General features: G+C 58.5%; 24 protein-coding genes. 11 read left to right on the forward strand and 13 right to left on the reverse strand.

Features of this window, described 5'->3' with window-relative positions:
- Positions 1 to 401: 401 nt before the first annotated feature.
- The 3 genes from LRP30_RS30820 to LRP30_RS30830 all read right to left on the reverse strand — a co-directional run bounded on the left by LRP30_RS30820 (position 402) and on the right by LRP30_RS30830 (position 1,793).
- Entirely contained in the window at positions 402 to 986 is a 585-nt protein-coding gene (locus LRP30_RS30820) for a hypothetical protein (protein ID WP_249757215.1), read from the reverse strand.
- A complete protein-coding gene (locus LRP30_RS30825) occupies positions 983 to 1,288 on the reverse strand; it encodes a hypothetical protein (protein WP_249757216.1) in 306 nt (101 codons plus the stop codon). The genes LRP30_RS30820 and LRP30_RS30825 overlap by 4 nt, the downstream gene beginning before the upstream one ends.
- A gap of 304 nt (positions 1,289 to 1,592) precedes the next feature.
- Entirely contained in the window at positions 1,593 to 1,793 is a 201-nt protein-coding gene (locus LRP30_RS30830) for a hypothetical protein (protein ID WP_249757217.1), read from the reverse strand.
- Positions 1,794 to 2,386: 593 nt separating this feature from the next.
- Here LRP30_RS30830 and LRP30_RS30835 point away from each other — a divergent pair.
- The 3 genes from LRP30_RS30835 to LRP30_RS30845 all read left to right on the forward strand — a co-directional run bounded on the left by LRP30_RS30835 (position 2,387) and on the right by LRP30_RS30845 (position 6,207).
- Positions 2,387 to 3,676, forward strand: coding sequence for a carbohydrate porin (locus LRP30_RS30835; RefSeq protein WP_249757218.1), 1,290 nt, complete (start codon positions 2,387 to 2,389; stop codon positions 3,674 to 3,676).
- Between the two features lie 164 nt (positions 3,677 to 3,840).
- Positions 3,841 to 4,233: a hypothetical protein gene (locus LRP30_RS30840; RefSeq protein ID WP_249757219.1), complete on the forward strand. Its 393-nt coding sequence runs from the start codon at positions 3,841 to 3,843 to the stop codon at positions 4,231 to 4,233.
- Positions 4,234 to 4,536: 303 nt separating this feature from the next.
- On the forward strand, positions 4,537 to 6,207 hold the full coding sequence (locus tag LRP30_RS30845) for a hypothetical protein (RefSeq protein ID WP_249757220.1): 1,671 nt from the start codon (positions 4,537 to 4,539) through the stop codon (positions 6,205 to 6,207).
- A 1,584-nt stretch (positions 6,208 to 7,791) separates the two neighbouring features.
- Here LRP30_RS30845 and LRP30_RS30850 read toward each other — a convergent pair.
- Positions 7,792 to 8,118: a hypothetical protein gene (locus LRP30_RS30850; protein WP_249757221.1), complete on the reverse strand. Its 327-nt coding sequence runs from the start codon at positions 8,116 to 8,118 to the stop codon at positions 7,792 to 7,794.
- A 449-nt stretch (positions 8,119 to 8,567) separates the two neighbouring features.
- Here LRP30_RS30850 and LRP30_RS30855 point away from each other — a divergent pair, with 449 nt between their 5' ends.
- Both LRP30_RS30855 and LRP30_RS45040 read left to right on the forward strand, forming a co-directional pair.
- Positions 8,568 to 9,176 (forward strand): hypothetical protein, encoded by a 609-nt coding sequence (locus LRP30_RS30855; RefSeq protein WP_249757222.1) that lies wholly within the window; start codon positions 8,568 to 8,570, stop codon positions 9,174 to 9,176.
- Positions 9,177 to 10,072: 896 nt separating this feature from the next.
- Positions 10,073 to 10,195, forward strand: coding sequence for a hypothetical protein (locus LRP30_RS45040; RefSeq protein WP_256477627.1), 123 nt, complete (start codon positions 10,073 to 10,075; stop codon positions 10,193 to 10,195).
- Positions 10,196 to 10,690: 495 nt separating this feature from the next.
- On the opposite strand, the gene LRP30_RS30860 is transcribed toward LRP30_RS45040, so the two are convergent.
- Both LRP30_RS30860 and LRP30_RS30865 read right to left on the reverse strand, forming a co-directional pair.
- A complete protein-coding gene (locus LRP30_RS30860; RefSeq protein ID WP_249757223.1) occupies positions 10,691 to 10,879 on the reverse strand; it encodes a hypothetical protein in 189 nt (62 codons plus the stop codon).
- On the reverse strand, positions 10,876 to 11,124 hold the full coding sequence (locus LRP30_RS30865; protein ID WP_249757224.1) for a hypothetical protein: 249 nt from the start codon (positions 11,122 to 11,124) through the stop codon (positions 10,876 to 10,878). Before LRP30_RS30865 ends, LRP30_RS30860 begins: the two co-directional genes overlap by 4 nt.
- 151 nt (positions 11,125 to 11,275) lie before the next feature.
- Here LRP30_RS30865 and LRP30_RS30870 point away from each other — a divergent pair, with 151 nt between their 5' ends.
- Positions 11,276 to 11,599 (forward strand): hypothetical protein, encoded by a 324-nt coding sequence (locus LRP30_RS30870; RefSeq protein ID WP_249757225.1) that lies wholly within the window; start codon positions 11,276 to 11,278, stop codon positions 11,597 to 11,599.
- Between the two features lie 239 nt (positions 11,600 to 11,838).
- On the opposite strand, the gene LRP30_RS45045 is transcribed toward LRP30_RS30870, so the two are convergent.
- Positions 11,839 to 11,961 (reverse strand): hypothetical protein, encoded by a 123-nt coding sequence (locus LRP30_RS45045; protein ID WP_256477628.1) that lies wholly within the window; start codon positions 11,959 to 11,961, stop codon positions 11,839 to 11,841.
- Positions 11,962 to 11,982: 21 nt separating this feature from the next.
- Here LRP30_RS45045 and LRP30_RS30875 point away from each other — a divergent pair, with 21 nt between their 5' ends.
- On the forward strand, positions 11,983 to 12,348 hold the full coding sequence (locus tag LRP30_RS30875; protein WP_249757226.1) for a hypothetical protein: 366 nt from the start codon (positions 11,983 to 11,985) through the stop codon (positions 12,346 to 12,348).
- Here LRP30_RS30875 and LRP30_RS30880 read toward each other — a convergent pair.
- The gene (locus LRP30_RS30880; protein WP_249757227.1) at positions 12,305 to 12,613 is read right to left on the reverse strand and encodes a hypothetical protein; all 309 of its coding nucleotides are present in this window, start codon (positions 12,611 to 12,613) and stop codon (positions 12,305 to 12,307) included. The two genes, LRP30_RS30875 and LRP30_RS30880, sit on opposite strands and share 44 nt — an antisense overlap.
- A gap of 224 nt (positions 12,614 to 12,837) precedes the next feature.
- Here LRP30_RS30880 and LRP30_RS30885 point away from each other — a divergent pair, with 224 nt between their 5' ends.
- From LRP30_RS30885 to LRP30_RS30900, 4 genes are all read left to right on the forward strand, one after another.
- Positions 12,838 to 13,962 (forward strand): DNA repair exonuclease, encoded by a 1,125-nt coding sequence (locus tag LRP30_RS30885; RefSeq protein WP_249757228.1) that lies wholly within the window; start codon positions 12,838 to 12,840, stop codon positions 13,960 to 13,962.
- Positions 13,956 to 16,592 carry an AAA family ATPase gene (locus LRP30_RS30890; RefSeq protein ID WP_249757229.1) on the forward strand — a complete coding sequence of 879 codons (2,637 nt, stop codon included), beginning with the start codon at positions 13,956 to 13,958 and terminating at the stop codon, positions 16,590 to 16,592. The genes LRP30_RS30885 and LRP30_RS30890 overlap by 7 nt, the downstream gene beginning before the upstream one ends.
- Before the next feature lie 62 nt (positions 16,593 to 16,654).
- Positions 16,655 to 17,704: an SIR2 family protein gene (locus LRP30_RS30895; RefSeq protein ID WP_249757230.1), complete on the forward strand. Its 1,050-nt coding sequence runs from the start codon at positions 16,655 to 16,657 to the stop codon at positions 17,702 to 17,704.
- Positions 17,701 to 19,437 carry an ATP-binding protein gene (locus tag LRP30_RS30900; RefSeq protein ID WP_249757231.1) on the forward strand — a complete coding sequence of 579 codons (1,737 nt, stop codon included), beginning with the start codon at positions 17,701 to 17,703 and terminating at the stop codon, positions 19,435 to 19,437. Before LRP30_RS30895 ends, LRP30_RS30900 begins: the two co-directional genes overlap by 4 nt.
- A gap of 265 nt (positions 19,438 to 19,702) precedes the next feature.
- Here LRP30_RS30900 and LRP30_RS30905 read toward each other — a convergent pair whose 3' ends face one another.
- The 5 genes from LRP30_RS30905 to LRP30_RS30925 form a co-directional block, all read right to left on the reverse strand.
- On the reverse strand, positions 19,703 to 19,951 hold the full coding sequence (locus LRP30_RS30905) for a HEAT repeat domain-containing protein (protein WP_249757232.1): 249 nt from the start codon (positions 19,949 to 19,951) through the stop codon (positions 19,703 to 19,705).
- Positions 19,891 to 20,400 carry a HEAT repeat domain-containing protein gene (locus LRP30_RS30910; protein WP_249757233.1) on the reverse strand — a complete coding sequence of 170 codons (510 nt, stop codon included), beginning with the start codon at positions 20,398 to 20,400 and terminating at the stop codon, positions 19,891 to 19,893. Before LRP30_RS30910 ends, LRP30_RS30905 begins: the two co-directional genes overlap by 61 nt.
- Before the next feature lie 342 nt (positions 20,401 to 20,742).
- The gene (locus tag LRP30_RS30915) at positions 20,743 to 21,414 is read right to left on the reverse strand and encodes a restriction endonuclease (RefSeq protein ID WP_249757234.1); all 672 of its coding nucleotides are present in this window, start codon (positions 21,412 to 21,414) and stop codon (positions 20,743 to 20,745) included.
- Positions 21,414 to 21,929, reverse strand: a complete 516-nt coding sequence (locus tag LRP30_RS30920; RefSeq protein WP_249757235.1) for a hypothetical protein — start codon at positions 21,927 to 21,929, stop codon at positions 21,414 to 21,416. The genes LRP30_RS30915 and LRP30_RS30920 overlap by 1 nt, the downstream gene beginning before the upstream one ends.
- A 918-nt stretch (positions 21,930 to 22,847) precedes the next feature.
- Entirely contained in the window at positions 22,848 to 23,246 is a 399-nt protein-coding gene (locus LRP30_RS30925; RefSeq protein WP_249757236.1) for a helix-turn-helix transcriptional regulator, read from the reverse strand.
- Positions 23,247 to 23,253: the final 7 nt, after the last annotated feature.

Below are 23,253 nucleotides of genomic sequence, written 5' to 3' on the forward strand. Positions count from 1 at the left end.
TGAGCAGATCCCCAACCTCTAAGCTCCCCGCGAGGGAGCGATCCGAAGACGCGCCTCGAGCAGACAGGCCAGATTTCGAGGATGCAGCGGCAGTGTGATGACACGACGTTTCAGATATGGTTTCAAAACTGGCGAGGGCTTATTAAAAGGGAGCTGATTTAAAGGAGAGGCGCAGCGGACTTCGCCGTTCAGGGCCACGCCTCGATCATGCGGAAAGGGCTCTGCCCCACCTCCGCTGGAGTGCTCTCGATGATGGTGACGGCATCAGCGATATGCCGCTGGAGATGCCGGCGCCCGCACAAGTTTCGGGTATTTTACGGCCGCAGGCAGCTTTGTGAAGCTACGGTCCACCTCCTCGAGCACAGTTGGAGACTCGACCACGCCCGCAGCGGTCTCAGACCTCAAGGCTCGGCTGTCTTCGGTCCTGCGATCACTGGCGCGCCTCCGACGGAAACAGGTCCCTGTGGTTTGGACCGCCCGAAGCGTTTCCTGGAGACGTACGGAACAGCCCGGGCTGACGACAAAGGAGGCTCGGAAGCAGCAGAAGGGATAGGTGTTAAACTCTGCAGCGAATCGATCCGCGAAGTCAGCATGGTGATCTGATCCAGAATCGCTTTGAGGTCATCCCGTTGGGCATCGATCCGGCGGTTGAGTACTGCGATCTCATCGCCAGCTTTCTGCTGTGCCCACTTTATCTCGGACAGGGACGCCCTGTCCTCCAGTGACAGGCTCATCGTTGAAGCAACGTCCCGGGCTTCCGGCGTCTCGACAAACTCTTCAAGGTTAGCCCAAAGCCAGGCGCCAGCAGCACACGATCCGACGAGGGCAAGCGGAAGCACCAAAACCGGGAGAATCCGTCTTGACGGCCCGTGCAACAGCGGCCGCAAGTCTGAGGCGGCCGCTTGATCAATCAAGTCCATTGTCCCTCGCTCAACATCCAATTCCAGCAGGCTTATTTCGTCGACGCGACAGCTTGCGATGCTCACGCGCTCCAGGAGCCGCCAGCGTCGACAATAATCAATCTTGGCGAGCTTCCCGATCGGCTGTCCCTGCTCGTATGAAACGCTGCTTCTTGAGCAACGCAGCGCTCCAATTTGCGCGCGATCTCGATGATAGCGCCACTAGCCAGCAATAATTCCCGTCTTCGTCGGCGATGGCGCAGCTTTTTCAAACCATTCAGAAGAACCTTGCAGATTTTCTTACCTTGCCGCTGCCAATGCAAGCCGTCCACTGATCCTGCAGTGTGTTCGATGGCCCCCTCACGCCTTGCCGCGACCAGCAACTCCATCCGGAACGCGACGTAAGCGCCACGGCTGAGCCGGCCGAGCCGCAATGGCCGATTGGACCGGCAACCATCACCTTATCAACTACCAATTCCGGGAGGTTGTTCGAGATCACGGGCACGTGGCAAGCGTGACCAACGAACGCCGCGCACCTCAAGGACTCGGATGCAAGACAGATTTTTCCGCGCCAACGGCTCTGACGGAGCCATCAACTGCTCGCCGATACCTACCAAAGCAGCTCGATGGCCGTTTCCTCCGTATTCCTGGGCCACCACGTTAGACGTTGTGGTGTCGTTGCCGGGCGCGCATTCAAAGGCTGTTCGGCCTTCGCGCCTGGCAATTGTCTCGTCTTTTGGTGACAGCGATACCAATGAAGCGCTTCGTGAAGCCAAGCACCTTGCCCGGCGAGCCTTGCCTTCTGGTAGCTACCGTTTCGTCGAGAAAAGCGCCTTCGATGCAGATGCGCGGCACCGCCAGAATCGCCTGACTCATAGTGAGCAAGGTGGACATTCGCAATGGCCAGGACAGCGAGGCTCCGCGCGCTTGTCGTGAGCATTTTGCCGAGCCAGCGCTCGCCGCCGGCTCTCGGCGCACCGGCGTCATGCACAAGCAAAGTTTCGGACCAGATCATCATCGCATCGCGAGCTGAGAGGTTCGGGAAGCCTAAGTGGTTCTCTTCGGATAGCTCGAGTTCTTGCTCGTCCCCCTCGCCCTCGGATGCGAAACGCCGGGAGCTCACTCTGGGCCAATCAGGCCGCAGTTCAATCTACTCATGGCCGACAGACATGGACCCGAAGTGCGCCATGCGTGATTGCTTTCTTGCGACAACCTCACGTCGGACGTACTCAGCTACGGCGGCACTTTGTTTCAATTTTAGACCAAGAGGAAAGCAAAGTGGGCTTGTTATCGCACTTTCGCTAGCTGCTTGTCTGGTCGGCAATTCCGTACTGGCACAAACCGCGAGGGGGCTTGATTCTAGTAGCCACCCTGTGGATCAGGCCAGCAAAAGACGAAAGGCTTCCGATCGGGCCGCAAAGCTCCCGATCGACCTGATCCGTCAAGCAATCCACCCTCCTGCCCCGGCGCCAGCAGCAGGTCCCGGAGTGGCTTTCGAGAAGCGCGGCAATGCGGACAGAGCTGGGCAGACGAGAACGCAACAGACGATCGATCCCTTCGCAAGGTACGACAATCTGCGTGAAAAAGGGTTGTGGCTCAACATACCTGGCCCTGCGGACACGATTGATCAGGACAGGGACGGCGTTAGATCGGCGCTGGCAGATGTCGGCATCGGCTACATCGGCTGGACACACAACACCTTTGCAAACAACCAGCTGCCGAACGCAGCCAGAAGCACTATCGCAAACCAGCTCTATATGGGCCAAAATCCGACCTTCGCGTCGGCAAACTTCATGATCGTCACTTACGATCTCAGCCGGGTTGGCATTGCCGACGGACAGATTGTCGTAGGAGCCGAGCAGCAATACTGGACGTGGGATCGCCCGGGGCCAGATCGAGTGGGAATCAATACGCTCGCCTACTATCAGACTTTCTTCGACAGGACACTAGAACTCAAACTTGGCTACCTCAGAAACCAAAATGAGTTCACCGGCACATTGTTCGGAGGGATTACAGGATCGAACATGTCTGCTTTGTTCCAGGCAGGGATGAGCACCAATGCCGCGCCCACGCCGGCGGTCAACTTGAAGTACAATTTTGACGATCGCTTGTACAACAAGGTCTCGGTCCAGCGCTCAATCAGTCCAGATGGTCCCTATGCCCAGATAACGGAGAATCCCACCGGCTTGAACTGGAGCACGGCCAATGCAGGCATCCTTCTCGTTGACGAAGCCGGCTACAAGAGCAAGGCTGCTCCCGGCGTACCCGACACGTGGCTGCGGGCGGGCGTTGGTTTGAACAGTAGCCGCTACACGAATTTGGCGGATTCCAAGCAACAAAGGGAGAGCGGAAATAATTTTCACTACATCGCTGCGGACAGGCAGCTCTGGCAGAGTGACGCCCTTGGGTCGCCGTCTCGCGGCATCTACGGCGGCTTCTCCGTCATGGGAGCTCCACCTGACCTCAACAGGATCAGCCGGTATTACGAACTGCGTCTTTATGCGAAGGGAGCTTTTGATAGTCGGCCCAGTGATCTGATTGCTCTCGTTGCGACCAACACGGCCTGGAGCAAGCTTGCAGTGGATGCTGCTCTGGCTAAAGGCCAGCTTGCGCACCGCGAGACCACAGCAATCACGGGAACATACACCGCGCATCTCGCTCCGGGGATATATGCAAGCGTCGGACTGTCTTACATTCATAACCCGACAAGCATCACACATACGCCCGAAACGGAACACGCGCTCAATCTGTTGGTGTCTACATTGATATTCTTCTGATCATCGCAAGCGCCGTTCTGTTCCCGCCTTCTCGTGACGCATGGGACCTGAGCTTCGCGATCTCTTTGAAGGATCGATAGCGGTACGACGACCCCACCTCGTTTAGGTGGACGGGATGAGCGAGACTCGCGCGTGGATTTGACAACGCGAGGGACGCTCATTCCATGCATCAAGACAGACATCAAGACAGGCATGATGCCGCCTCCTATCAGCGGATCGAGATGATCACGGGGAGACCGGAGAGCTTCGAGCCGCTGTTCGTGCGATCACCGGACGGCGAAGTCGACCCGCAGCCCTGGTGCATGGGCTTCTACGCCGTCATGAAGCTTCGGCTTTTCGTCTGGTCGCGGCTTCTCTCCCCGAACGGAACCGAACACCTTATGCTGCGGCCGATCTTGGTCCATTGCATCGACGACGCCGGTCGGCCCTTGCTACCTCCGGCCCGGCGCACGCTGGGAACGCAGCCCATTGTCCAAAACGCCTGGCGCGACATTCCAGCAACCGTCGAGGCCCTGCGCCAGTTCTGGATGCCTATACGCTTCAAGCGCGGTGCGTAGGCCGTCCGCACCAAGTCCGTGGCCCTCTCGTACCGTTTACGAAGGATCAGCCTGCATCTCCGCTAGAAGAGGCCGTTAAGTCGGATGTTACGGGACGCCAGCTGGAAGAGATTACGGAAAAGGATGTCGTTAGTTCTCCAGGGAGGATCGGGCTGATTGCTGAGGAGAGGCTGGTCCCGAGCGCAGTCATTTCGAGGTTGGCCAGCGCGAATAATTCCCGTTCGGAACCATGGCGAGGTCAGGTTCTCGAAAGCTTGCCCGACTACGGAGACCTGTTCAGGTGATCCTGGAGGTGAGGTTAGCGTGGACCTGCAAGATTTTGACCCATTTGACGTACCAGCTTGGCCGCAGGGGCAGCACGCCGTCTCGGAAGCGCCGCAGACGAGCCCGGCCGCACAAGATGGCTTTGAGCAGCACTTGGCCGAGGCAAGGCAGGCAGATCCCGCTCCCGCCGGCGCTCGCGACCACTATCCCCATTTATCTACAGAAGACCGGGACCTTATCGACAGGGCGATTGCTCAATATGCGGCTCAGAAAAACCTGCAACCGAGCACGGTCAGTTTCTATACTCAGGCACTTCGTCGACTGGCGAATGATCTGCGCGCTCGTGGCCAAACGACTGATTTAGAGAACCACGCGTCCTTGCTTGCTCACGCAAATGCTTACTTTCTAAAAGACACGGCCATGAAGACAGGCGTAAGCATTCTTCGTGCGTATCATGAACCCGACCATTTAGTTTCTCGCGGGCGGCCGCGCGCGCTCCCCTCAGCGAAAAACACATCTAACGATAGCCAGAAATCCCCGGTGATGGATGCACGTGCCAGGAGCAATCTCCTGGCAAGTGAAGAGGTCCTCATCAATCATGAGCATGACATCGCTCAATCGAGAGCAGCGAAGAGACCGAGGACGCTGAACGATCTGGAAGAGGTGGTGGTATACCGGCAGCCAAGCGCAAACGCCGGTTCAGGAGGAAGTAGCGGAGCAACGCGGGTCCCCTCAGCAGGCGTCCTAATCCGGGGGCAGTGGGATAGGCGGCCTCTTTATCCCGAGGATGCTGCCGATATCCTGAGGCTTGAGGAGACCCTCATTCAGGGTGGCATGACCGCTACATCGGCGAAGCAGCATGTAAACAAACTTATTGGCTTTAGCCGTTGGCTGTTCGCGAAAAACAGACCGGGCATTGTTGCTCGGCTGGACAGTAAGTCGCTGAGCGACGGCGGTGACATACACGAGTTCACTCAAGATCGTCATAAGAAGATACTACTTGCAGCATTGGAGCACCTGCGGACTTTTCGGAACTCAGGCGCAGCTATCGTGCACCCACGACGCGCTTTCACGAGGCGCAGCCCTCCCAGCCAGAACGTTACTATCCTCGGCGCCCAAGGCCCGGCACTGGTTGGACCGAGCCGCATGGAGGGTGAGGCCGCGCCGCACAAGGCATCGCACGAAGGCCATAGTCCGCCAGAGGAGCTTCAGGAAGATCAGGGTGATCAAAGCGCGCGATCGGCTTTTGTCCAAGAGCTCGTTGCGTCCGATCCGGAGCAGCTGCCTTCAGAGCAGCTGCGGCGAGTTCTAGATTATCTGGATGATCAGCCCACCCCCTCGCCAGTCTCTGTCTCCTCAGAGGACCTTCAACGGCTGGAAAAACAATTGCATGACGAGCTCCATGGATTACAGGACAATCAGCCTGTCTTGTCGTTCCCGATTGATCTGGAAGAGCTTACTTTCAGTCCGGAGCAGCTCTCTCCAGGGGAGCTTCGGCGACTGCTCGAGGATCAAAACGCACAGGAGCTTGTTGAAGGGCGAGCTGATCAACCCGGCACGTCTGCTTTCATCCAGGAGCAAGTCGCATCCGATTCGGAGCAGCTCCCTCAGGCAGATCTTCGAGTACCGGATCATCTTGATGATCAACCCAGCCCCTCGCCAGTCTCCGTCCCTCCAGAGGAGCTTCAGCAAATGGAAAAGCTTGCATGACGCGCTTCACGGACTAGGGGACGATCACTTCGCCCCTTCGGTCTCCATTGATCCAGAAGAATTGGGTCTGTGCGTCCACGAGCTCGACCAGATCGAAATCCGTAAGGAGCACATTGTTAAGCGTGATTTCGGGACGCTGCAACGCGCTCGTGGTTTAGATGCAGTTCATAGCAATTCGTGCATGAAGCGAAAGCTGGCAACATGAGCTTTAGACGTTTCTGGATTGATGAGAGAGGTTGTGCCGGACGCGAGCCGGGCATTGTCTCACCCGTGCTGGCGGCTTCCAGAATCTGTGAAGCCACATGGGTGCGAGCGCCTGTCTCGTAGCGGGAAAGGCTCACGCAGACTTCGTTAGGGACCGACCGTAGAAGCGCAGTGTGGTAGCATCGAACATCTTCGCAATCTCTCGATGGTGACAACAATGGAAGAGGAAGCTGAGAACAGGCTACAATGAGATGTCTGTTCGAACCTTAGACGCTATTTTCCTTTAGTTGATTAAAGGCGACTACCAGGAACGTGACGCTGATGCGCCCCTGTGCCGCGCAATCACCATTGCGTTGCGTCCCGGCGCCACCGCTGCCGTTGGTCAGGGCGCCTCATTGAGGATGCTGAGCCAGGCAGTACTGGGCCGAGCCAGCTCGGTGCAGGTCCTCCCCCCATCCTCTGGCAGAAACCTCCACTGTGCTTCAAAGGGGCGTTGTAGTTGATGGGCTGGGAAATCCGCTGTCGGATATTCTCACCGCGAAGCCGTTTCCGGTGGCGAATATCTCGGTTTCAACCGGCGAACGCCGCGGCGAGCTGGAGCAAGCTGAGTAACGACGCAGTGGGCAAGGCGATCATCGCCTAAAGCCAGAAGATTGAGGAAGCGGAGAGCGATGGCGCGAAATAGCTGACGAAATCGAGCATGGTCGTCGACGAAGGCGACAAGGCGCGGTTCCTTGACGTGCTGAAGCCCGCCGTGTCAATTGTTCTCAGTAGTTCGGCGACAAGTCGTTCAGCACAATCCGAGAGCAAAGTTGGGCCATCATCTCCAGTAGCGGCGACACGCTGAACCGACGGCCCGACGAATAAGTACGGCCTTGGAACTGTGCGCATTCGCCGAACGGCTCTGGTTATTGATTTCATCCGTCTCGAACTGCCAATGGCGCGCGCATGTGATCGGCCAAAGCATCTACTCTAGGCGGCTCGGCTCGATGATTCGCGTCGGTAGATAGGACGCATCGAAAGCCTGCTTGTGCAAGATGACTGGCCACGCAGCGCATGCAAAACGGCAGCGCCTTGGATACGCAGGTTCTCCAGGAACTAAGTCAGCCCGCGATCGAAGAGCCGATGTGATCGGAAAAGTATCGGCCCCTTCTCGTCCGCGCTCCAGTACGGGCAACAGCGGTACCGAGGCATGACTATCTGCGGCTGCTCAATCAAGTAGGTGCGGGCCCGCGCGGTGCACGGCGGTATGTCGTCCGAAGGTCCAAAAACTCGACGGCTGCGCACAGCGGCCGGAGGCACGTTGTCGGGTGGAGTGAAGGCACCCAGTAATTGCTGGCTGTGAAGCCTCGGCGGCAGAAACGAGACGCGTCTCGCCATTCACCGGTCCCGAGGCGAAGAACTGCGAACCGTCTCCTGCAGCAAGCGATCGATCCCTGCGACTTGACCCAGCCTGAGCAGCAGTAGCTCATTCAGCCGGGCGATCTGGCATTGAAGTCGCTCGCGTACCCGGAGGTCGTCGACATTCTCAATGATTTTCTCAATAGTCGTGAGAGAGTCGCGCAGCGTCTCAATGCTTTGCCGCAGCGTTTCGCAGTGTCTTCTCGTCTCTAAGATATGCCCTCTCGCCTCGCGGAACGGAAAGATGATGATATTTGTGCCCGCAGAGCCGGACGAGGTCTCAACGATGCCCGTTGATCCGTCCACAGTGTTTCTCCCCATTGGTTGCTGTCTCGGGTTCGCGAAAGCGGTTCTGTCAGGTTCAGGCTGCGCGGACCGTGAATTTCCTGGCTGCCAACTCCAGCCTCAGCGGAAGCTCCGACGAACGAGCGCGTCGTGGATATCTGGAGGCGAGCGCCCCTGCGGGAAGATTAGACCGGCGCCCGGGTTCGCATCAGGCGATTTTCGGGGAGATTTGCAGTATTTTGAGCATTATGTGTGATAGGGCGCGGGAAACGGGCGACACTCTTCAATGTGATAGTCGCAAAAAAAATGTAACGATTGCTACAATATCGAACGCTGTCGGAGTATTCTGTAGCAGTTTTCGGTACAGCGGTCGCGATGCGATTATGAATGCGCGCTACACGGGAAGAGAACACCCCGACCAAAGTCGAGCCTGTTGCTTTTTTTTATTGTGCACTCCCATAAGTTGCGGGATGATCTGCGACCCCGGGGCAAACGTGCAAAAATTCTTAATAGCCATTTTGACAATCGTAAGCGTCGTCTTGAGCGCCACCCTCGGGGTCGTACTTCAAGAGACACAGGTCTCGACAATCGAAATCGATCGAGACAGGGCCGCTCTCGCCGCACAGATATCGGCCACGCAAACGGAGAGTGAAAAATACGGAACGGGACTCCTCAAATCTCTAATCGAGGTTCGGCTAGCAATCGCGCGCAATACGCTGGCCATGCTCGACCAAAAACGAGCTTCTTACATCAGACGTATCGCGCTGGATTATAGGTTGGACGGCCGGCCGGTTCATGGCGCATCCGACCAAGAACTCAACATGATCATTGAAGAGATATCGCAGGCAGAGAAGAAGGCCGCAGCCTCTAAGCTTGAGGCCGCCAGGTACTCCGGAGGGCTGGTTCAAGCGATGTCTCTTCTAAAGGCAGAAACTGACCAATTAAGCGTATCGCAACTCCGGTTGAAATTTTACTCTGCGAAGCATGGAATCCCAATGCCGCTCCCGAATCTTGCCGAGAATTCCAACAAGCTTGTTCAACCACCCGGCAAGGACGTAAAGGATCGTGACGCATTATGAAGTATGCTCTGAGCCTGTTCTCCGCCGCGACACTGGTAGCATCATGCGTCACCTCGCTCGCACAAGCGCAAGTGTCGGTAACAGACGCACCGATTGGTCTCGTTTGGGGAAGCTCCTCCGCCGAGGTCCAAGCTAAAGGGATTGAACTCAACGAAATTGAAGGAACCGACTTCGGAAAGACTTACTCGCATCGAAAATGGAGAAGGCGCTAGCCGACCAGAGCGCCGCCCTGTTGTCATTTGGGTTTAACGACAAGCTTTGGCGTGTCCTAATAACCAGCCGTCCGTTCGGCGAGGACCCGACAGGTAGTGCGGCGGTCGCTCGCTACACTGAGCTAGCTAGTCTACTGTCCGACAAATACGGAAAAGGCCCTCAAGTTCACAGGCTCGGTGAATCGATATACGCTCAATCGGGTTACTTCGTTGCAGGTATACGCGGCGGTCAATCCAGGTGGTTTACGAACTTCGAGACTTCCAACCTTTTCATTCAACTCGGCCTCACGGCCAGTGATAGCTCTACGGCAACATGGCGCTTGATCTACGAGTACAAAACCTTTCGGCGAGATTTCGAGGCGTCGAAGCGATCTCGCGAAAAAGGTACGCTCTAGCACAATAGAGCGCGAGGCACGGGCAGTCCGAAGTTGAGAGGGAACTTCGGGCTTTCGACATGCAACCCCTAAAACCTCTTCGATAGCGGCAATATGGGTTTCAATTTCGGTTTCGATGCCCATTCGAGTATTCTGCGTCGGATGGCAGCCGATTCCAATTGGGCCGCCGCAAAAAGCGGTTCACGCCGTAACGACGTGCCGATGGACGGAGCATGCTTAAATCCATTTCATCGATCCATCAGCCGATACTCGGTTTCGCAATCAGGCAGACGTGAGTGGGGCCCGCTCGATGACTATTGCCGATCTGCAGGCGATGATCGAGCCGATCCAGTTGTCTGATGCGCTACCGGAAGAGATAGGCGCGAATTCAGTACTGCCCGCAATGCATCGTCTATTCCTGGTTCGTGTATGAGTTCACAGGCCTCGCAGAACTGGCCGGCTACACAGTGTTGGAATTGGCTCTCCGCCGGCGGACCGATCCTGCTCCACCGAATACATCGAAGAGCCCTTGTCAAAGTCGGCTGCTACGGAAGGAGGTCGAAATGGGCTGTCCGTTTGCGCCGCGCCGATGTGGGAAGCCGCTGTTTTTTGGTATGAGGTCGAAATTGTAGGCGCAAGCGCTACACCCACTCAGTTCTACGCCGAAGCGTTCGCTGTGATTACCGCGAAGAAAAGTACTTGCCAGTGTTGCGGTTCTCGCGCCGCCACTTGGCGAAGGCGAACCGATCTGCGCTCGGTGCATCGAAATCAGGCCGTGTAGAGCTGTAGAGCAATAGCGAAGCTTCCGCGCGAGAATTGATGAAAAGTGCGCCTGACGTGGGGTGGCTCAGTCCTATCCGGATTCCTCCGTCCACCGCTCAGGTTCACGAGAGGCGTTCCCCGAATTTCGTGAAGTTGCGGTGGCAGGCTACCCCAATCGCTTCTGGGCAGCCTCCATCGTCTTGGCTTCGGACTCGAACTCCTGGCCCCAAGACGCCCGGACACGCCCATTTGGAAATTTCAAACTGTAAGGTGATTCCACCACACCGGATTCGACGGTGACCGGACACAACTCATCAAAGCCATCGTAAGCGAAGCCGACCAACATCTCCTTCAATGGCTCTCCGATCGATTGATGCTTGTCAGGATTGCCAGCCCAGCTTGTAACCTCGAATCCAGCAGGTGCCGGCAGATAGTGTCGCGTGAGCGCTGCAATACTGTCTTCGTGGCAGTGACCTTCGATCTTTTCGCATCAAGCATCTCTACCGAGACATAATGTCCAGCATCATTTTCCTTTATGAACGGACGGATGCGTCGAATCTGCGCCGTGTTAATGTAGTCCCTTCCAATCTTCAAAAACATTAAGCAACGCTCCCTGATTCGCTGATCGAGCATTTTAGCACGTCTATGCACGGTAGAACGACACTGCTACATTGGCAGTTCTTGGTAGCCGTTGCCTAGTACAGTCTATAGTTGTGGACGGCACTTCTCAATCCCCTACTGGAGACCGTGCATGGCTCGCAAAGCAATCGACCTGGGTCCAAACCTCGAATTCGACAGCATTTCCTCGGCCAAGTCCTACTTCGGCGCAATGCTAAAGGACGCCCCTCTGGACGCAGATGTCCCCGCCGACCAATTCCAAGCATTGAAGTATCTATATGAAGAGTATTGCAAAAGAACGAACTGGCCAGTGCCAGCGGCGCCCGCTGCATTCTATGCCACTCATGAGAGGGCAAAAGGATATACAACGAAATGTTTTGGAGTGCGATTTCAGGATGGCTCCGTAACCAGGTTCTCTCTTGATAAGGCACTTAGCGCGGTCGCGACATCAGCTTGAGAGTCTGGAGGTCAGATACATGTAGCTCAGGGGAAATCAGTGACCGCCGATTACCTGAGATACGTAAACTGATGATTGCTTAGAACCGTCCAAGCGCAGTCGCGCATTCGCCGCGCGATACACGGCCGCGCTTAGAGATCGACGATCCAGCCGGTCGCGACGCGCAAGTCGTACGTGCGCGATTACGATCAGATGTGCACAAGCCGTGAGCTGGTCGCTGGGAGAGATCGGGGCGCGAGCTAATCCTTGAACAGAAGTCTCTCGAGCAGATCGAACCGTCTGATGCGGATTACACTGCCCTCGATGCTGATGATGTGCTTGGTCTGAAAGCGCTTGAGCATCATCGTTACCCATTGGCGCATGGAGCCGCTTCGATAAGGACCTTGAAGCTGCTCAAGCCCGCCGACACCGATCTCGACATCAACCAGTTCGTAACGGACAAGTGCATCCGGGCCGCCTTCTCGCAGGCCGAACATGACTACGATGCCGAGCTGAAGAACTATAGCCATTTGCCGTTGCGCGCGAACGACGCGGTCACCGGCGCGCCGATCTCCGATTTCGGCCGCGTTGCGCAGAACTGGGTGAAGGACGAGCCAAAGGTGCGTCACTCCGGCTCGCCGGTAGGCATCTCCGTGCAGGCGATGAAGCGGGCCATTTCGGGTTCTGTTAAATCAAAAAGACCCGCGAGTTTATCGCGCCATGAACTCAGCGATCCCACCGCTGTGTCGCAATCCGGCTTGTCATCATGAACCATTTCGCGCTGGGATTCCGCATATCCCGCGATTGCGCATCCGCCTCTATCACGTCATGCGTGAGTGCGGCGACTTTAGCCGTATCGTAGTGCCAGCCGGTTTCGTGGAGATCATATATGTGGTGCACCAGAGTCGGGTCGCGCTCCTTGCGCAAGCCCGCATCCGAGCCCGCCGCCAAGTCAGCGCCACCAGCGTTTTGGCGGCGGTCCTCTTGGATCCAAATTGATGCAATGATCCGCGCATTGACGGTGAAATTCTTCATTTCGATGCCCTTCTTCGACGCATTTCAACCGACCGGACCGATGGCGTCTATGTAGGAGCACATGCCTGCTGTGGGCTAGTTGCTTCCTGGTGCTCGCAACTAAAAAGCAGTACTGAGATCACGATCGGAATGCTCCCTTTCAACAGAAAATCGGGAGGGATGACATTTCATACTATTCACTCGACGCGCTATAGCGCATGCTTAGGCTTGGGTAGGGGAAGTTAATGCGCTTCATACACACGTCGGACTGGCAGCTCGGCAAGCCGTTTGGCCGAGTGCCTGACCAGGCTCGTGCTGCTCTTTTCGAAGCGCGTCTCGATGCGATTGACACGCTTGCCGCCGCGGCACGGCGCGAAGGTGCGAAAATCGTACTGGTGGCCGGCGATGTGTTCGATAGTCCGGAACCAGGTGACCGCGTCTATCGTCAGGCGCTTACGCGTATGAAGGCCGCCTCAGACATCCGTTGGGTGCTGTTGCCGGGCAACCACGATCCGGCGCGTGCCTATGGTCTCTGGAGCCGCCTCGTTGGCGAGGCGCCCGAGAACGTGACCGTGTGCCTCGAGCCGCAGCCCTTCGAACTCATAGAAGGATTCTGGCTCCTTCCTGCACCGCTGCAGTTCAAGCGGGCGCTCGACGATCCAACTGCCTGGTTCGATCATGCGGAGATTCCAGCCGGCGCCAAGCGCATCGGCCTTGCACATGGCCCGATCCGTGATTTCGGTTCCGGGGAAATGGCTGCTAACCTGATTGCGGCAGATCGAGCGCGCCGGTCCGGCCTGACCTATCTTGCACTCGGCGACTGGCACAGCCGACGCGAGATCGATCCCAATACCTATTATTCGGGCACGCCTGAACCCGACGATTTTGACCGCGAAGTGAGCGGTGTCGCGCTTTGCGTTGACCTACGGGCCGAAACTCCGAGGGTGGCGGACTTGCCGATCGGACGCTACCAGTGGACAGCGGAAAGCTGGTCGCTTAGCAGCGGGGCCGACCTCGAGGGGTTGCTCGCTGGCCTCGCCGGCGCCGGCGAACGCCAAAACCTTGTCCTGCGCCTCAGACTATCCGGCCTGATTACGCTCACAGATCGGGTCGTTCTACGCGACCGGATCGAAAGCGAGTTAGCACACGAAGTGCGCTGGCTCGACCTCAATCTCGATGATCTTCATGCGCGTCCGACCGATGCAGAGTTCGCGGACATCGATGCCAATGGAGTGCTGCGCGGGGCTGCTGAACGTCTGCAGGCGTTGGCGGCGGAAGGTGGTGTGCTCGGCAAGCGCGCTGCTGCCGCGCTCGAACGCCTCTATGTGGAGCAGCACCGGGCCGACCGCGTGGAGGCGCGCCGATGCTGATCCGGGAACTCGCCATCGAGAATTTCCGCAAGTTCCGCCGGCCAATTCGCCTAGCCGGCTTTGAGCATGGCTTGAATCTGGTGTGCGACCAGAATGAGGCAGGCAAGTCGACAGCACTTGAGGCGTTGCGAGCCGTATTGTTCGAACGGCATGGATCACGAAGCGATCGCATTCGATCGTTTCGGCCGCATGGCGATGACGTGGCGCCCACCGTCGAGCTGACCTTCGAGATTGGTGGCAAGGTCTGGAAGCTGCGCAAACGCTTCCTTCAGAACGCTTCTGTGGAGCTTGAGGGCCCCAATGGGCGCGCGACAGGCGACGAAGCAGAAGAACGCCTGCAAGCACTGCTCGGTTTCAGCCGCGCCAGCAATCGCGGCGCCGACGATGACAGTCGCGGGGCGCTTGGTTTGCTATGGGTAGAGCAAGGCCAATCCTTCGTGCTTGGCCCCCCGGGGCAAGGTGCCCGTCGGACGCTCGAAGAAGTCTTGGCCGGCGAAGTCGGCGCCGTGACCGGCGGGCAGCGCACGACTACGGTGCTGCAGGCCGTCGAACGAAATCTCGCTGATTTTCAGACCCCGACGGGCCGCCCTGCCCGCCGCCTTCTTGAGGCCCAGGAAACAGCAACCGCTGCCGCCGAGGAGGCGCGCCTCGCGAAAGCCGAGTTGGAGCAGTTCGACAGCGTGCTGGATCGACTCGATTCGAAGCGCGGCGAGCGACGGCGGCTGGTTCGCGAACTCGAGGATCTCGAACAGAGCGAACGGCTCGTCAAGCTGGAATCCGACATCGATCGCGCCAGGTCAGCTGGACAAGCACTGCGCACCGCGGAAGCATTGCTGCGCGAAGCTGCCGGCGAGCGCGCGCGGTTGGAAGCCCGTGAAATATCTCGGCGCGAGCTGCGCGACCAATTGGAGCGCGCAGGGAAAGCTGCGGCGACGTCACGCCAGGCGGCCGCGGATCATGACGCGGTCTTGGATTCGGCCCGGAAGGCCGAAGGCGAGGCGACCGTAGCGCTCGAGATCGCTCGGGCCGCGCTGCGCTCGGCCGAGGAGCACCGGCTTTCAGCACAGCAAGCTAAAACTGCGCGGATACGTCAGCGCGCGCTTGCCGCCGCCTTTGCCCGGCTCGAAGCCGCCGAAAAGATAGCGGTCGAGCTGCAGGCGCGTCGCGACGAAGTCGCGGCTGCCCGGATGACGCCGGAAGCGAGCGCGCAGTTGCAGGGGCTCGAGCAGGCCCTGGCCGAGGCTAAGGCGGCCGCCACCGCCGGCGCGGCCGTTCTCGAGGTCGATTTGCTGCAATTTGCGCCGCAAGTGCGCCTGAACGGCGCTGTGGTTGAGGGCAGCGCGCGCGTGTTCGTGACCGACATCCAAACCCTCGAGTTCGACGGGATTGGAAGCGTGGCAGTTTTGCCGCCTGCGTCCGGAGCGCCTGCGCAAGCCCGGCTTCGTGCCGCAGAGCAGGATCTCGCCGCATTTCTCGCCGATGTCGGCTGTGCCGATACAATGACCGCCAGGAAAGCGGCGCGAGTGCGTGAGGAGGCGGCCCAAGCAGCCTCTCTGCTGTCGGCTCAGCTGGTGGCATCCTGCCCCGAGGATTTAGAGCTTCGTATTGCTGCAGGCCTTGATCCTCTGCGCGGAGCGCTTGCCGCCGAAGAACGGCCATCCGAGATCACCGGGGATGGCACTGATCGAATTGACGGCAATATCGATGAGGCTTGGCAGGCCGCACGCACCGCCGAACACGAAGCTGAGGGGCGCCGACAGGCTGCGCTCGAGACGCTGCAGGAGGCACAGCTTTCGAATGTTCGCTTGGCTGGCCGGCTCGAGCGCGCCGCAGCCGAGGTTTCGCGGCTCGACGACCAGCTCGCGACCGAGCTCGAAGCCTTGGACGATTCTGCACTCGGCGCCGCGTTGGCCGACGCAAAGGCAGCTGAAGCGCATGCGATCGTTGCCCGCGACGAAGCGCGGCGGGCCGTTGAGGGGCTCGATGAGATTGTGTTGGTGCAGCGTCGCGATAATCTGCGCAAGCGACGAGCGCGACTCGCTAATGACAGGCTGGGTCTTGTAAGCGACATTGCCCAGCTCGAAGAACGTGCCAAGACGCTTGGCGGCATCGGACCGGCCAGTCGGGTGGCAGCCGCCGTCGAGCTCGCGGATGCCGCAGCGGCAGCACATGCCAGGCTGAAGGAAGAAGCAGAAATGCTGGCAATGCTGGTGGAGGCCATTCGCGAAGCGCAACGCGCGGCCGCCCGTCGGTTCGTGGCTCCCATCACGCAGCGCGTCGCCCCCTTCATAGGACGGCTCTTGCCCAATGCGTCGATCACCTTCGCGGAGGATCTCCGCCCGACGCTGCTGCTGCGTGGTGGACGCGAGGAAGCTACCGACGATCTCAGCAAGGGGACTCAGGAGCAGCTCGCCGTCCTCACGCGTATCGCCTTCGCAGACCTGCTCATCGAGAAGGGGAAACCGGCTTCACTTGTGCTCGACGACGCGCTGGTGTTTGCGGACGATGATCGTTTCGACGTGATGCTCGAGATATTGGCTGAAGCCGCCGAGCGCATGCAAGTCATCGTCTTGAGCTGCCGCACTAGTGCCTATCGCGGTCTTGAGGCTAGCCGGATCACGCTTGCATGACGGCGCGAAGCTCATCACGGCGAATCGCCTAGCTCCAATCAGCCTAATCAAGGAAGAAACGCATGGCGGCCAAGAGCAGGGCCGAGATCGCGCAGGAATTTGCGCAGAATTCGCTGAGCACCGCCCCCGTGATCATCCTCGGAAGCGGCGCTTCGGCGGCGCATGGTGTGCCGGGTATGTGGGCCTTGGCGGCGCATTTGTCTGCGGCTGCGCTTCCTCCTGGATGGACAGGCGAAGAGAATGCGGAATGGACATCTTTCCTTGGGCGACTCAAAGCCGGCGTTGACCTTGAAACTGCGCTGCAGGCAGTCCGCCCTACCGAACGTCAAACGCAGTTCATCGCAGGCGCGACCCGGGAGTTTCTGCTGCCTTTCGATCTGGCCGTTCTTGAGTCGCTATTGGTCGATCGGCACGCCCTGCCGCTCACCAGGCTCTATCGGCACGTGTTCGACAGCACGCACACGACTATTCATGTCGTCACGCCCAATTATGACCGGCTCGCGGAGTATGCCGCCGACGCGGTCGGTGTGAGCACGTTCACAGGCTTCAATTATGGTTATCTTCAGACCCGGGCACGGACCCCCAACACCCGCGTGACCGTAAACGGGCGACCATCACGGACGGTGGCCATCTGGAAGGTCCATGGGTCACTCGATTGGTTTCAGGACGCCGCCAACCAGATCGTCGGCGTGAGAAGTGCGCTCACTATCCCGGCGAGCTACGCTCCGCTCATGATCACGCCCGGCATTGACAAGTATCGCCTGACCCATGTCGAGCCGTTCCGCACAATCCTCAGCTGCAGCGACAAAGCGCTGGAAACTGCTCGCTCCTATTTCTGCGTCGGCTACGGCTTCAATGACGAGCATCTCCAGACCAAACTTATCGAACGCTGCAACCGCGATTCCATACCCCTCGTCGTAATCACGAAAGAGTTGACGACCACCGCCAAGGCCTTTCTGACCGGCGGCCGTTGCAGGCGCTATCTCGCCATTGAAGACGGTGCCGCTGGGGCGCGCGCGTATATGCACGATGCGCCGGCAGGTTTCGACCTGGACAAGCCACTTTGGCGTCTCGATCAATTTCTAGATCACGTAACAGGAACACGCCCATGAGCATCCTCAACTTTGCTGATGAAGAGGCGCTCGGTCGCGTCCAATCGGTCGACACCGCAACCGTGATTGTTCGTGTCGACGACATAGAGGCGTTGCGCGCACTACAGGTCAATCGGCTGGTCGCACTCCAGAGCAGCATGGCAGGCCACAAGCTGATCGGCGTCATCCACAAGATCACGCGCACCGCGCTCGAGGAAGCAAAAGTAGCGGACGTGGAAGGTGCCGACGAGGCCCATCCCGAGGTCAATCTGGTCCGTATCACGTTGATTGGCACACTGCTCGACCGGGACGGAACACGCGCCAACGTATTCCGGCGCACGCTCGAAACGGTTCCGGAAATCGATGCATGCTGTTTCGCGCTTGAGGGCGAACGGCTGACCCGCTTCATGGGCGTCATCTCCGAGGTGACTGGGGGAGCCCAGCGTCTGTCGCTTGGCGCCTATACTCTCGATCCCAACGCCGAGGCTTACGTCAACGGCAACAAGCTTTTCCAGCGCCACGCCCTGGTCGTGGGCAGTACTGGCTCTGGTAAATCATGGACGACCGCACGTCTCCTCGAACAAGTGGCCGAGCTTGAGAGCGCCAATGCGATAGTGTTCGACATGCACGGCGAATATGCATCCATGGCCGGCAAAGGTTTCGTACACCTTCGTGTCGCGGGTCCGGGCGATATTGACGCGGGCAAGGGTCTCGCCGACGGCGTGCTTCATCTTCCCTACTGGTTAATGAGCTACGAGGCGCTCGTCTCGATGTTCGTCGACCGCAGCGACCAGAACGCGCCAAATCAGGCCATGGTCATGTCCCGCGCGATCGTTGATGCGAAGACCAAATTTCTGACTGCCGGAGGCCATAGCGAAGTCCTCGCCAATTTCACGATCGACAGTCCCGTCCCGTTCGCGATGGCGTCGGTACTTGCTGAGCTCAATCGCCTGAACACGGAAATGGTCCCAGGCGCTAGAACCGAGAAGCAAGGCGACTTTCACGGCAAGCTCAGCCGCCTGATCCAGCGCCTCGAAGGCAAGCGCACAGACCGCCGACTTGGGTTCCTGTTTCCGGCCGCGGGCGTTGCCGATAACTATAAGTGGCTAGACGAAGCCGTGACGTTCTTACTGGGCGGACGCGCCGCCAAGGGTGGTCACGGCGGGGTGAAAGTGATCGACTTTTCAGAGGTGCCCTCGGACATCTTGCCGCTGATCGTTGGCATGGTCGCGCGCATGGCCTTTCATGTGCAGCAATGGAGCGCGCAGGGCGCCCGCCATCCCGTGGCGTTGTTCTGCGACGAGGCGCACCTCTACATTCCCCAGGATGCCACCTCCGGCGCTGCTGAGAATGCGATCGCAACCTTCGAGCGCATCGCCAAGGAGGGCCGAAAATACGGCGTTGGCCTCGTTGTGATTAGCCAGCGGCCTGCCGAGGTGAATCGTACCGTCGTCAGTCAGTGCAACAATCTGATTGCCATGCGGCTTACCAATGGGGACGATCAGGCAGTGGTGCGCCGTCTGTTGCCCGACAGCCTTGGTGGGTTCGGTGATCTGCTGCCAGTACTCGACACTGGCGAGGCTCTGGTGGTGGGCGATGCTATTTTGTTGCCCACGCGTATTCGGATCGCCAAGCCGGTCAACGAGCCGCTCAGCGGCACGATCGAATTTTGGGATCGCTGGGCCGGTTCAGGGGCTGCAGCCGCGCTCGACAAGGCCGTCGAGAGTTGGCGTCGTCAGACGCTCGTCAAATAGCAATTGTCATGCACTGATCCGTGAAGGCGGCGCATGCGACTATCGACCCACCACGACCCTCTGATGCTTCGGGGGCACCTGAGTGTCGTCATCTGTCATAACCGCATCACATCACCGAAGTCCGACGACAGCTTTCGGCGCCGCTCGGAAAGTTTGATTCTGCGGCGCTTGGCACTCCGAGCACACAGCACTGAGTTTATTGATCGCGACTCGATCCCCAAGTCATGCCATTCGGAAAATGCTCCCGATTTTCGATACTTGCCGATCACGGACTAACTCGCGCCCGGATCTGTCCCAGCGCCCAGCTCACGGTCTTGCGCACATCCGGATCGTCATCGCGCGAACGTGCGACTAGCGCGTCGCGAGCTGAGGGATCGGCGATCTCGCCAAGCGCGGCAGCGGCGTCCTTCCGGAGCGAGGGCAGCTGATGATCGAGGAATGGTATAATGGAGCCTACGGCCTCTCGAACCGGAGCTTGCCCAGGCCTTGTACCGCCTTTTGACGAACCAGCCAATAACTGTCGTTCAACGCGGCGATAAACACTTTGGCCACTGAGGCTTGACCGATCCGCCCGACCGTCTCGGCGGCGACTGCCCTCACCTGCCATTCAGGGTCTGAAAGCGCGTCGGCGGCCGCCTGGGCAGCGGCGTCGTTGCGTGCAAATGAGAGCGCATCGATCGCGGCAAGCCTAACGTTGGGATGTCCGTCCCTAGTCGCATGGATCAGAGAAGGCAGCGCTTCGGTAAGCTTGAGGTAGCCGATCACGCCGACCGCCTGCGCGCGCACCGCAGGGTGATCGTCACCGAGTGCCGCAATGGCCGGTCCAAGCGATGCGCCGACCTGGAGCGCTTTCAAAGCGCGGAGGATCGCCGCCCGAACGAAGCTGGACGAATGCACCACCAGTGGCAGCAGGATCGCACTTGCCGCAGGGTCGCGAAGCTCACCCAGAATGTCCGCAGCCACCTGCGCGATCCAGGGTCGGGATCGACAAGAATGCCGGTCAGCGCCTTGGCGATGTCGACGGCATCAAAGTCCCCCAGCGCACGCGCGGCTTGCAGCCGGACCCCGCATCGGCGTCATCCGGGGCTTTGCCGGTGAGATCGCTGATCCTGAGCACGTCGAGCGGGCAGACATCGACGCAAACCGGCAGCCTCCGGCCCATCGAGCGATGGCAAGATAGTTCGAAAGAGCCTCAATCAGTGCGGAGGCTGCCAAGGTTGTACAACGAGGCTTTGATGAATTACGAATTGAGACCTTCCCAATCGGCGCCGATTAGGGCTTTCAGCGAAGGACATCATGTTCGCGCTATCGAAGTCCAAACTCAGCAATCAAGGCCGGACGCGCCGCCAAGAGCATCTCTAGATGACTTTCCGGCCACATTTCGATCCTGAGCGCCCGGTCCGCTTGCCCCTGCTTTTCGATGGCCGCCACTGCGTCCGTCGTAAAGCGGCCGCTTGTTGCGATAGTGAGTACATCGACGCGCGGCGGCTCCCATAGGGCCATCTGCTCCTTAAGGAGAGCGACATCAGTTGGCGAAATGCTGCGCTCCAGCCAGTGCTTGCATTGGATAATGACCCGCGCGCGTAAATGGCCAGATAGCCCATCCTTGGCCACGCGGGTGACGGACAGATCCCGCCCCTTGTCGGCGGCGCGGGTCTGCGTCAGCCATTCCGGATTCTCGTAGCCAGGCTCGCATGCAATTAACGAGAAAATCAGCCGTTCGAACTGTTCTTCGGTCAGCTTCGCCCAGTTGAGCTTCGTCGGTATCGGTCCAGACGGCTTGCTCGCTATCAACTCCCGGAGATCGCCGACGTTAACGGCTATCGGGTCATCCTGACCATAAAGGCTCTTTCGTAGGCTCGCCTTGGCGGCCGGCCAGTCAACACGTTCGACATCATCGAAGTCACAAGCCTGCCCGAAATGCAGATGGCGGCCCATTTCATTCCAACGATCGGGACGCGGCATACTGCTGCCCATTAGCGTGGTGATTTCCTTGAAATGGGTGCGCAGCTCGGCAAGTGCGGCTTCGGGATCGAATCGCGCGGTTCCATTGCTTCGATGGCAGGACGAGTCGCCCGGATTAGGCGATCGACTTGATCGATTGCGTCGTCAAGGGCGTGTCTTATTAGTTGCCGGCGCTTGCGGTTGAACCTGAACCGATATTCGCGAAGTTGCCGGGAAGGCTCCTGTAGGCTATTTTCAAAACTCGCTTCGGCGGCGGGCTCCATAATTTCCGCCAAATCAAACCTGATCTGCGCAATCTCGTCCAGATCGAAGAACTCAAGCTTGAGCTGCCAGCCGTCGATAGCGGGCATGTGCTCGAGAATTGCAGCCGCTGCACGGCATTTGTCTTCATAGGCTGGGTCCGAACCAAATGAAATTCCGGTTGGAATCAAGCTCTCAACATCGCCGCAAAGTCTTTCAAGCTTCGCGAGATTTGCTTCTATTGCCTCGAACTGTTCGAGCGCATCGTAAAGAGTAGGTTTTTTCATTGCGTTGCCCCCAATTCAACTTATCGCATCACATTCTCAAAAATCACACGGGCAACTCTAGCGCGCCGAGAGGCGGCTGATACGCTCGTGACCGTCTCGATATTACATTTTGGCGGGCTGAGGAGCACACATAATCCACATCCAGTCCCGCGCGAATCGCCGCGTGCGCCATCGCTAACACGGGCTGATCGGCGAGCGTCTGGGGAACAGAACTTTGGGGCGCGAACGGTATCCTCGATGCAGACGCCGATCGAGGTTCGATTCCGCTCAATCAAGGGGCGAATGACCACACTGCAGGCGTTTATGGATGGTTCGAGCTTGCGCGACGATGTTCCTATCGTGCGGTTCTCGAAAGCGCGCGCGGCACCAATCCTGGTGCGGTATCGATGTCAACGACGTACATGCGGCCCAATCATCAGGCGTCCGCGGGTTTACCGAAAACAGGTAGGGAAGCTTTCGCCTGGATTTGCGAATTGCCCCGCTCGATCGGACGAGTCCACAAACCGCTTTCCGCAATCAGCTGTCATAGACATTGCCGGAAGGTACCGACGACTTACACCGCCTCAATGCGAGGCACCATCGCGAGACTTAGCTGGGTCCGAGGAGATCACTGAGACCTCGAACAAACGCGATTAAAAAGCTCGCGAGTATCAGCGCGAGACCAAGGATGGTCCACACGAAGTCTGCGACTTTCGGCGATTCGATTTTTTGCCGGATTGCACCTTCGATCGATACTTTTAACCGACCGAGGCGCCCGGTTGCTTCGACTTGTTCGACCTGCGACTTCCGATGACGCAGCCAGAAATCTCTCAGCCACGGCACTGCAATGAATATTGGACTCGCGGCGCCCAGAAAATCTTTGAGTGCGTCCCACCAAGAGTACCCCATCTACTTCAGGTTCTCATCGACAGACCCAGACTACATAGCCATAGGCATGTGAGCCGCGAGTTCTAGATCATCACTGGACGCAGCAACCCCAAGCGTTTTGCCGCATGCAACTGAAATTCGTTCCATCAAATCCCAAGTTGGTCCTTGGATTCCGACTCCCGATTCAATTTCGCTAACCCGAGCTTGGCTTACGTCCAGCTTTTCTGCCAATTGAGACTGTGAGAGTCCGGCATCCTTGCGCATGGCTCGAACCAACTCACCAGCACGCATCGCCGCGCTCGATAGTTTCTTTTCAGTTGCAAGGCCTGGATCAGCATGTTCGATTTTTTCCACAAGGTCGGCGAGCGGGCGACCGCGCCCCTTGCTGCTGACCTCAGCAACGGCTTGCGGTCTACGTTCGTGGCTTTTTTCGACTTTGAGTTTGACCATTGCAGCC

Origin of the sequence: Bradyrhizobium sp. C-145 (assembly GCF_023375135.1) — a bacterium.
GTDB classification, from domain to species: domain Bacteria; phylum Pseudomonadota; class Alphaproteobacteria; order Rhizobiales; family Xanthobacteraceae; genus Bradyrhizobium; species Bradyrhizobium zhanjiangense.

What these genes read in the sequence shown, in the direction of transcription:
- LRP30_RS30895 (WP_249757230.1), top strand. Translation starts at nt 16,655, where the DNA reads ATGGCGGCCAAGAGCAGGGCCGAGATCGCGCAGGAATTTGCGCAGAAT.
- LRP30_RS30855 (WP_249757222.1), top strand. Translation starts at nt 8,568, where the DNA reads ATGATCTGCGACCCCGGGGCAAACGTGCAAAAATTCTTAATAGCCATT.
- LRP30_RS30900 (WP_249757231.1), top strand. Translation starts at nt 17,701, where the DNA reads ATGAGCATCCTCAACTTTGCTGATGAAGAGGCGCTCGGTCGCGTCCAA.
- LRP30_RS45040 (WP_256477627.1), top strand. Translation starts at nt 10,073, where the DNA reads ATGACTATTGCCGATCTGCAGGCGATGATCGAGCCGATCCAGTTGTCT.
- LRP30_RS30925 (WP_249757236.1), bottom strand. Translation starts at nt 23,246, where the DNA reads ATGGTCAAACTCAAAGTCGAAAAAAGCCACGAACGTAGACCGCAAGCC.
- LRP30_RS30885 (WP_249757228.1), top strand. Translation starts at nt 12,838, where the DNA reads ATGCGCTTCATACACACGTCGGACTGGCAGCTCGGCAAGCCGTTTGGC.
- LRP30_RS45045 (WP_256477628.1), bottom strand. Translation starts at nt 11,961, where the DNA reads ATGCGCCAATGGGTAACGATGATGCTCAAGCGCTTTCAGACCAAGCAC.
- LRP30_RS30890 (WP_249757229.1), top strand. Translation starts at nt 13,956, where the DNA reads ATGCTGATCCGGGAACTCGCCATCGAGAATTTCCGCAAGTTCCGCCGG.
- LRP30_RS30830 (WP_249757217.1), bottom strand. Translation starts at nt 1,793, where the DNA reads ATGTCCACCTTGCTCACTATGAGTCAGGCGATTCTGGCGGTGCCGCGC.
- LRP30_RS30920 (WP_249757235.1), bottom strand. Translation starts at nt 21,929, where the DNA reads ATGAAAAAACCTACTCTTTACGATGCGCTCGAACAGTTCGAGGCAATA.
- LRP30_RS30870 (WP_249757225.1), top strand. Translation starts at nt 11,276, where the DNA reads ATGGCTCGCAAAGCAATCGACCTGGGTCCAAACCTCGAATTCGACAGC.
- LRP30_RS30825 (WP_249757216.1), bottom strand. Translation starts at nt 1,288, where the DNA reads ATGGAGTTGCTGGTCGCGGCAAGGCGTGAGGGGGCCATCGAACACACT.
- LRP30_RS30915 (WP_249757234.1), bottom strand. Translation starts at nt 21,414, where the DNA reads ATGGGCAGCAGTATGCCGCGTCCCGATCGTTGGAATGAAATGGGCCGC.
- LRP30_RS30865 (WP_249757224.1), bottom strand. Translation starts at nt 11,124, where the DNA reads ATGTTTTTGAAGATTGGAAGGGACTACATTAACACGGCGCAGATTCGA.
- LRP30_RS30880 (WP_249757227.1), bottom strand. Translation starts at nt 12,613, where the DNA reads ATGAAGAATTTCACCGTCAATGCGCGGATCATTGCATCAATTTGGATC.
- LRP30_RS30840 (WP_249757219.1), top strand. Translation starts at nt 3,841, where the DNA reads ATGCATCAAGACAGACATCAAGACAGGCATGATGCCGCCTCCTATCAG.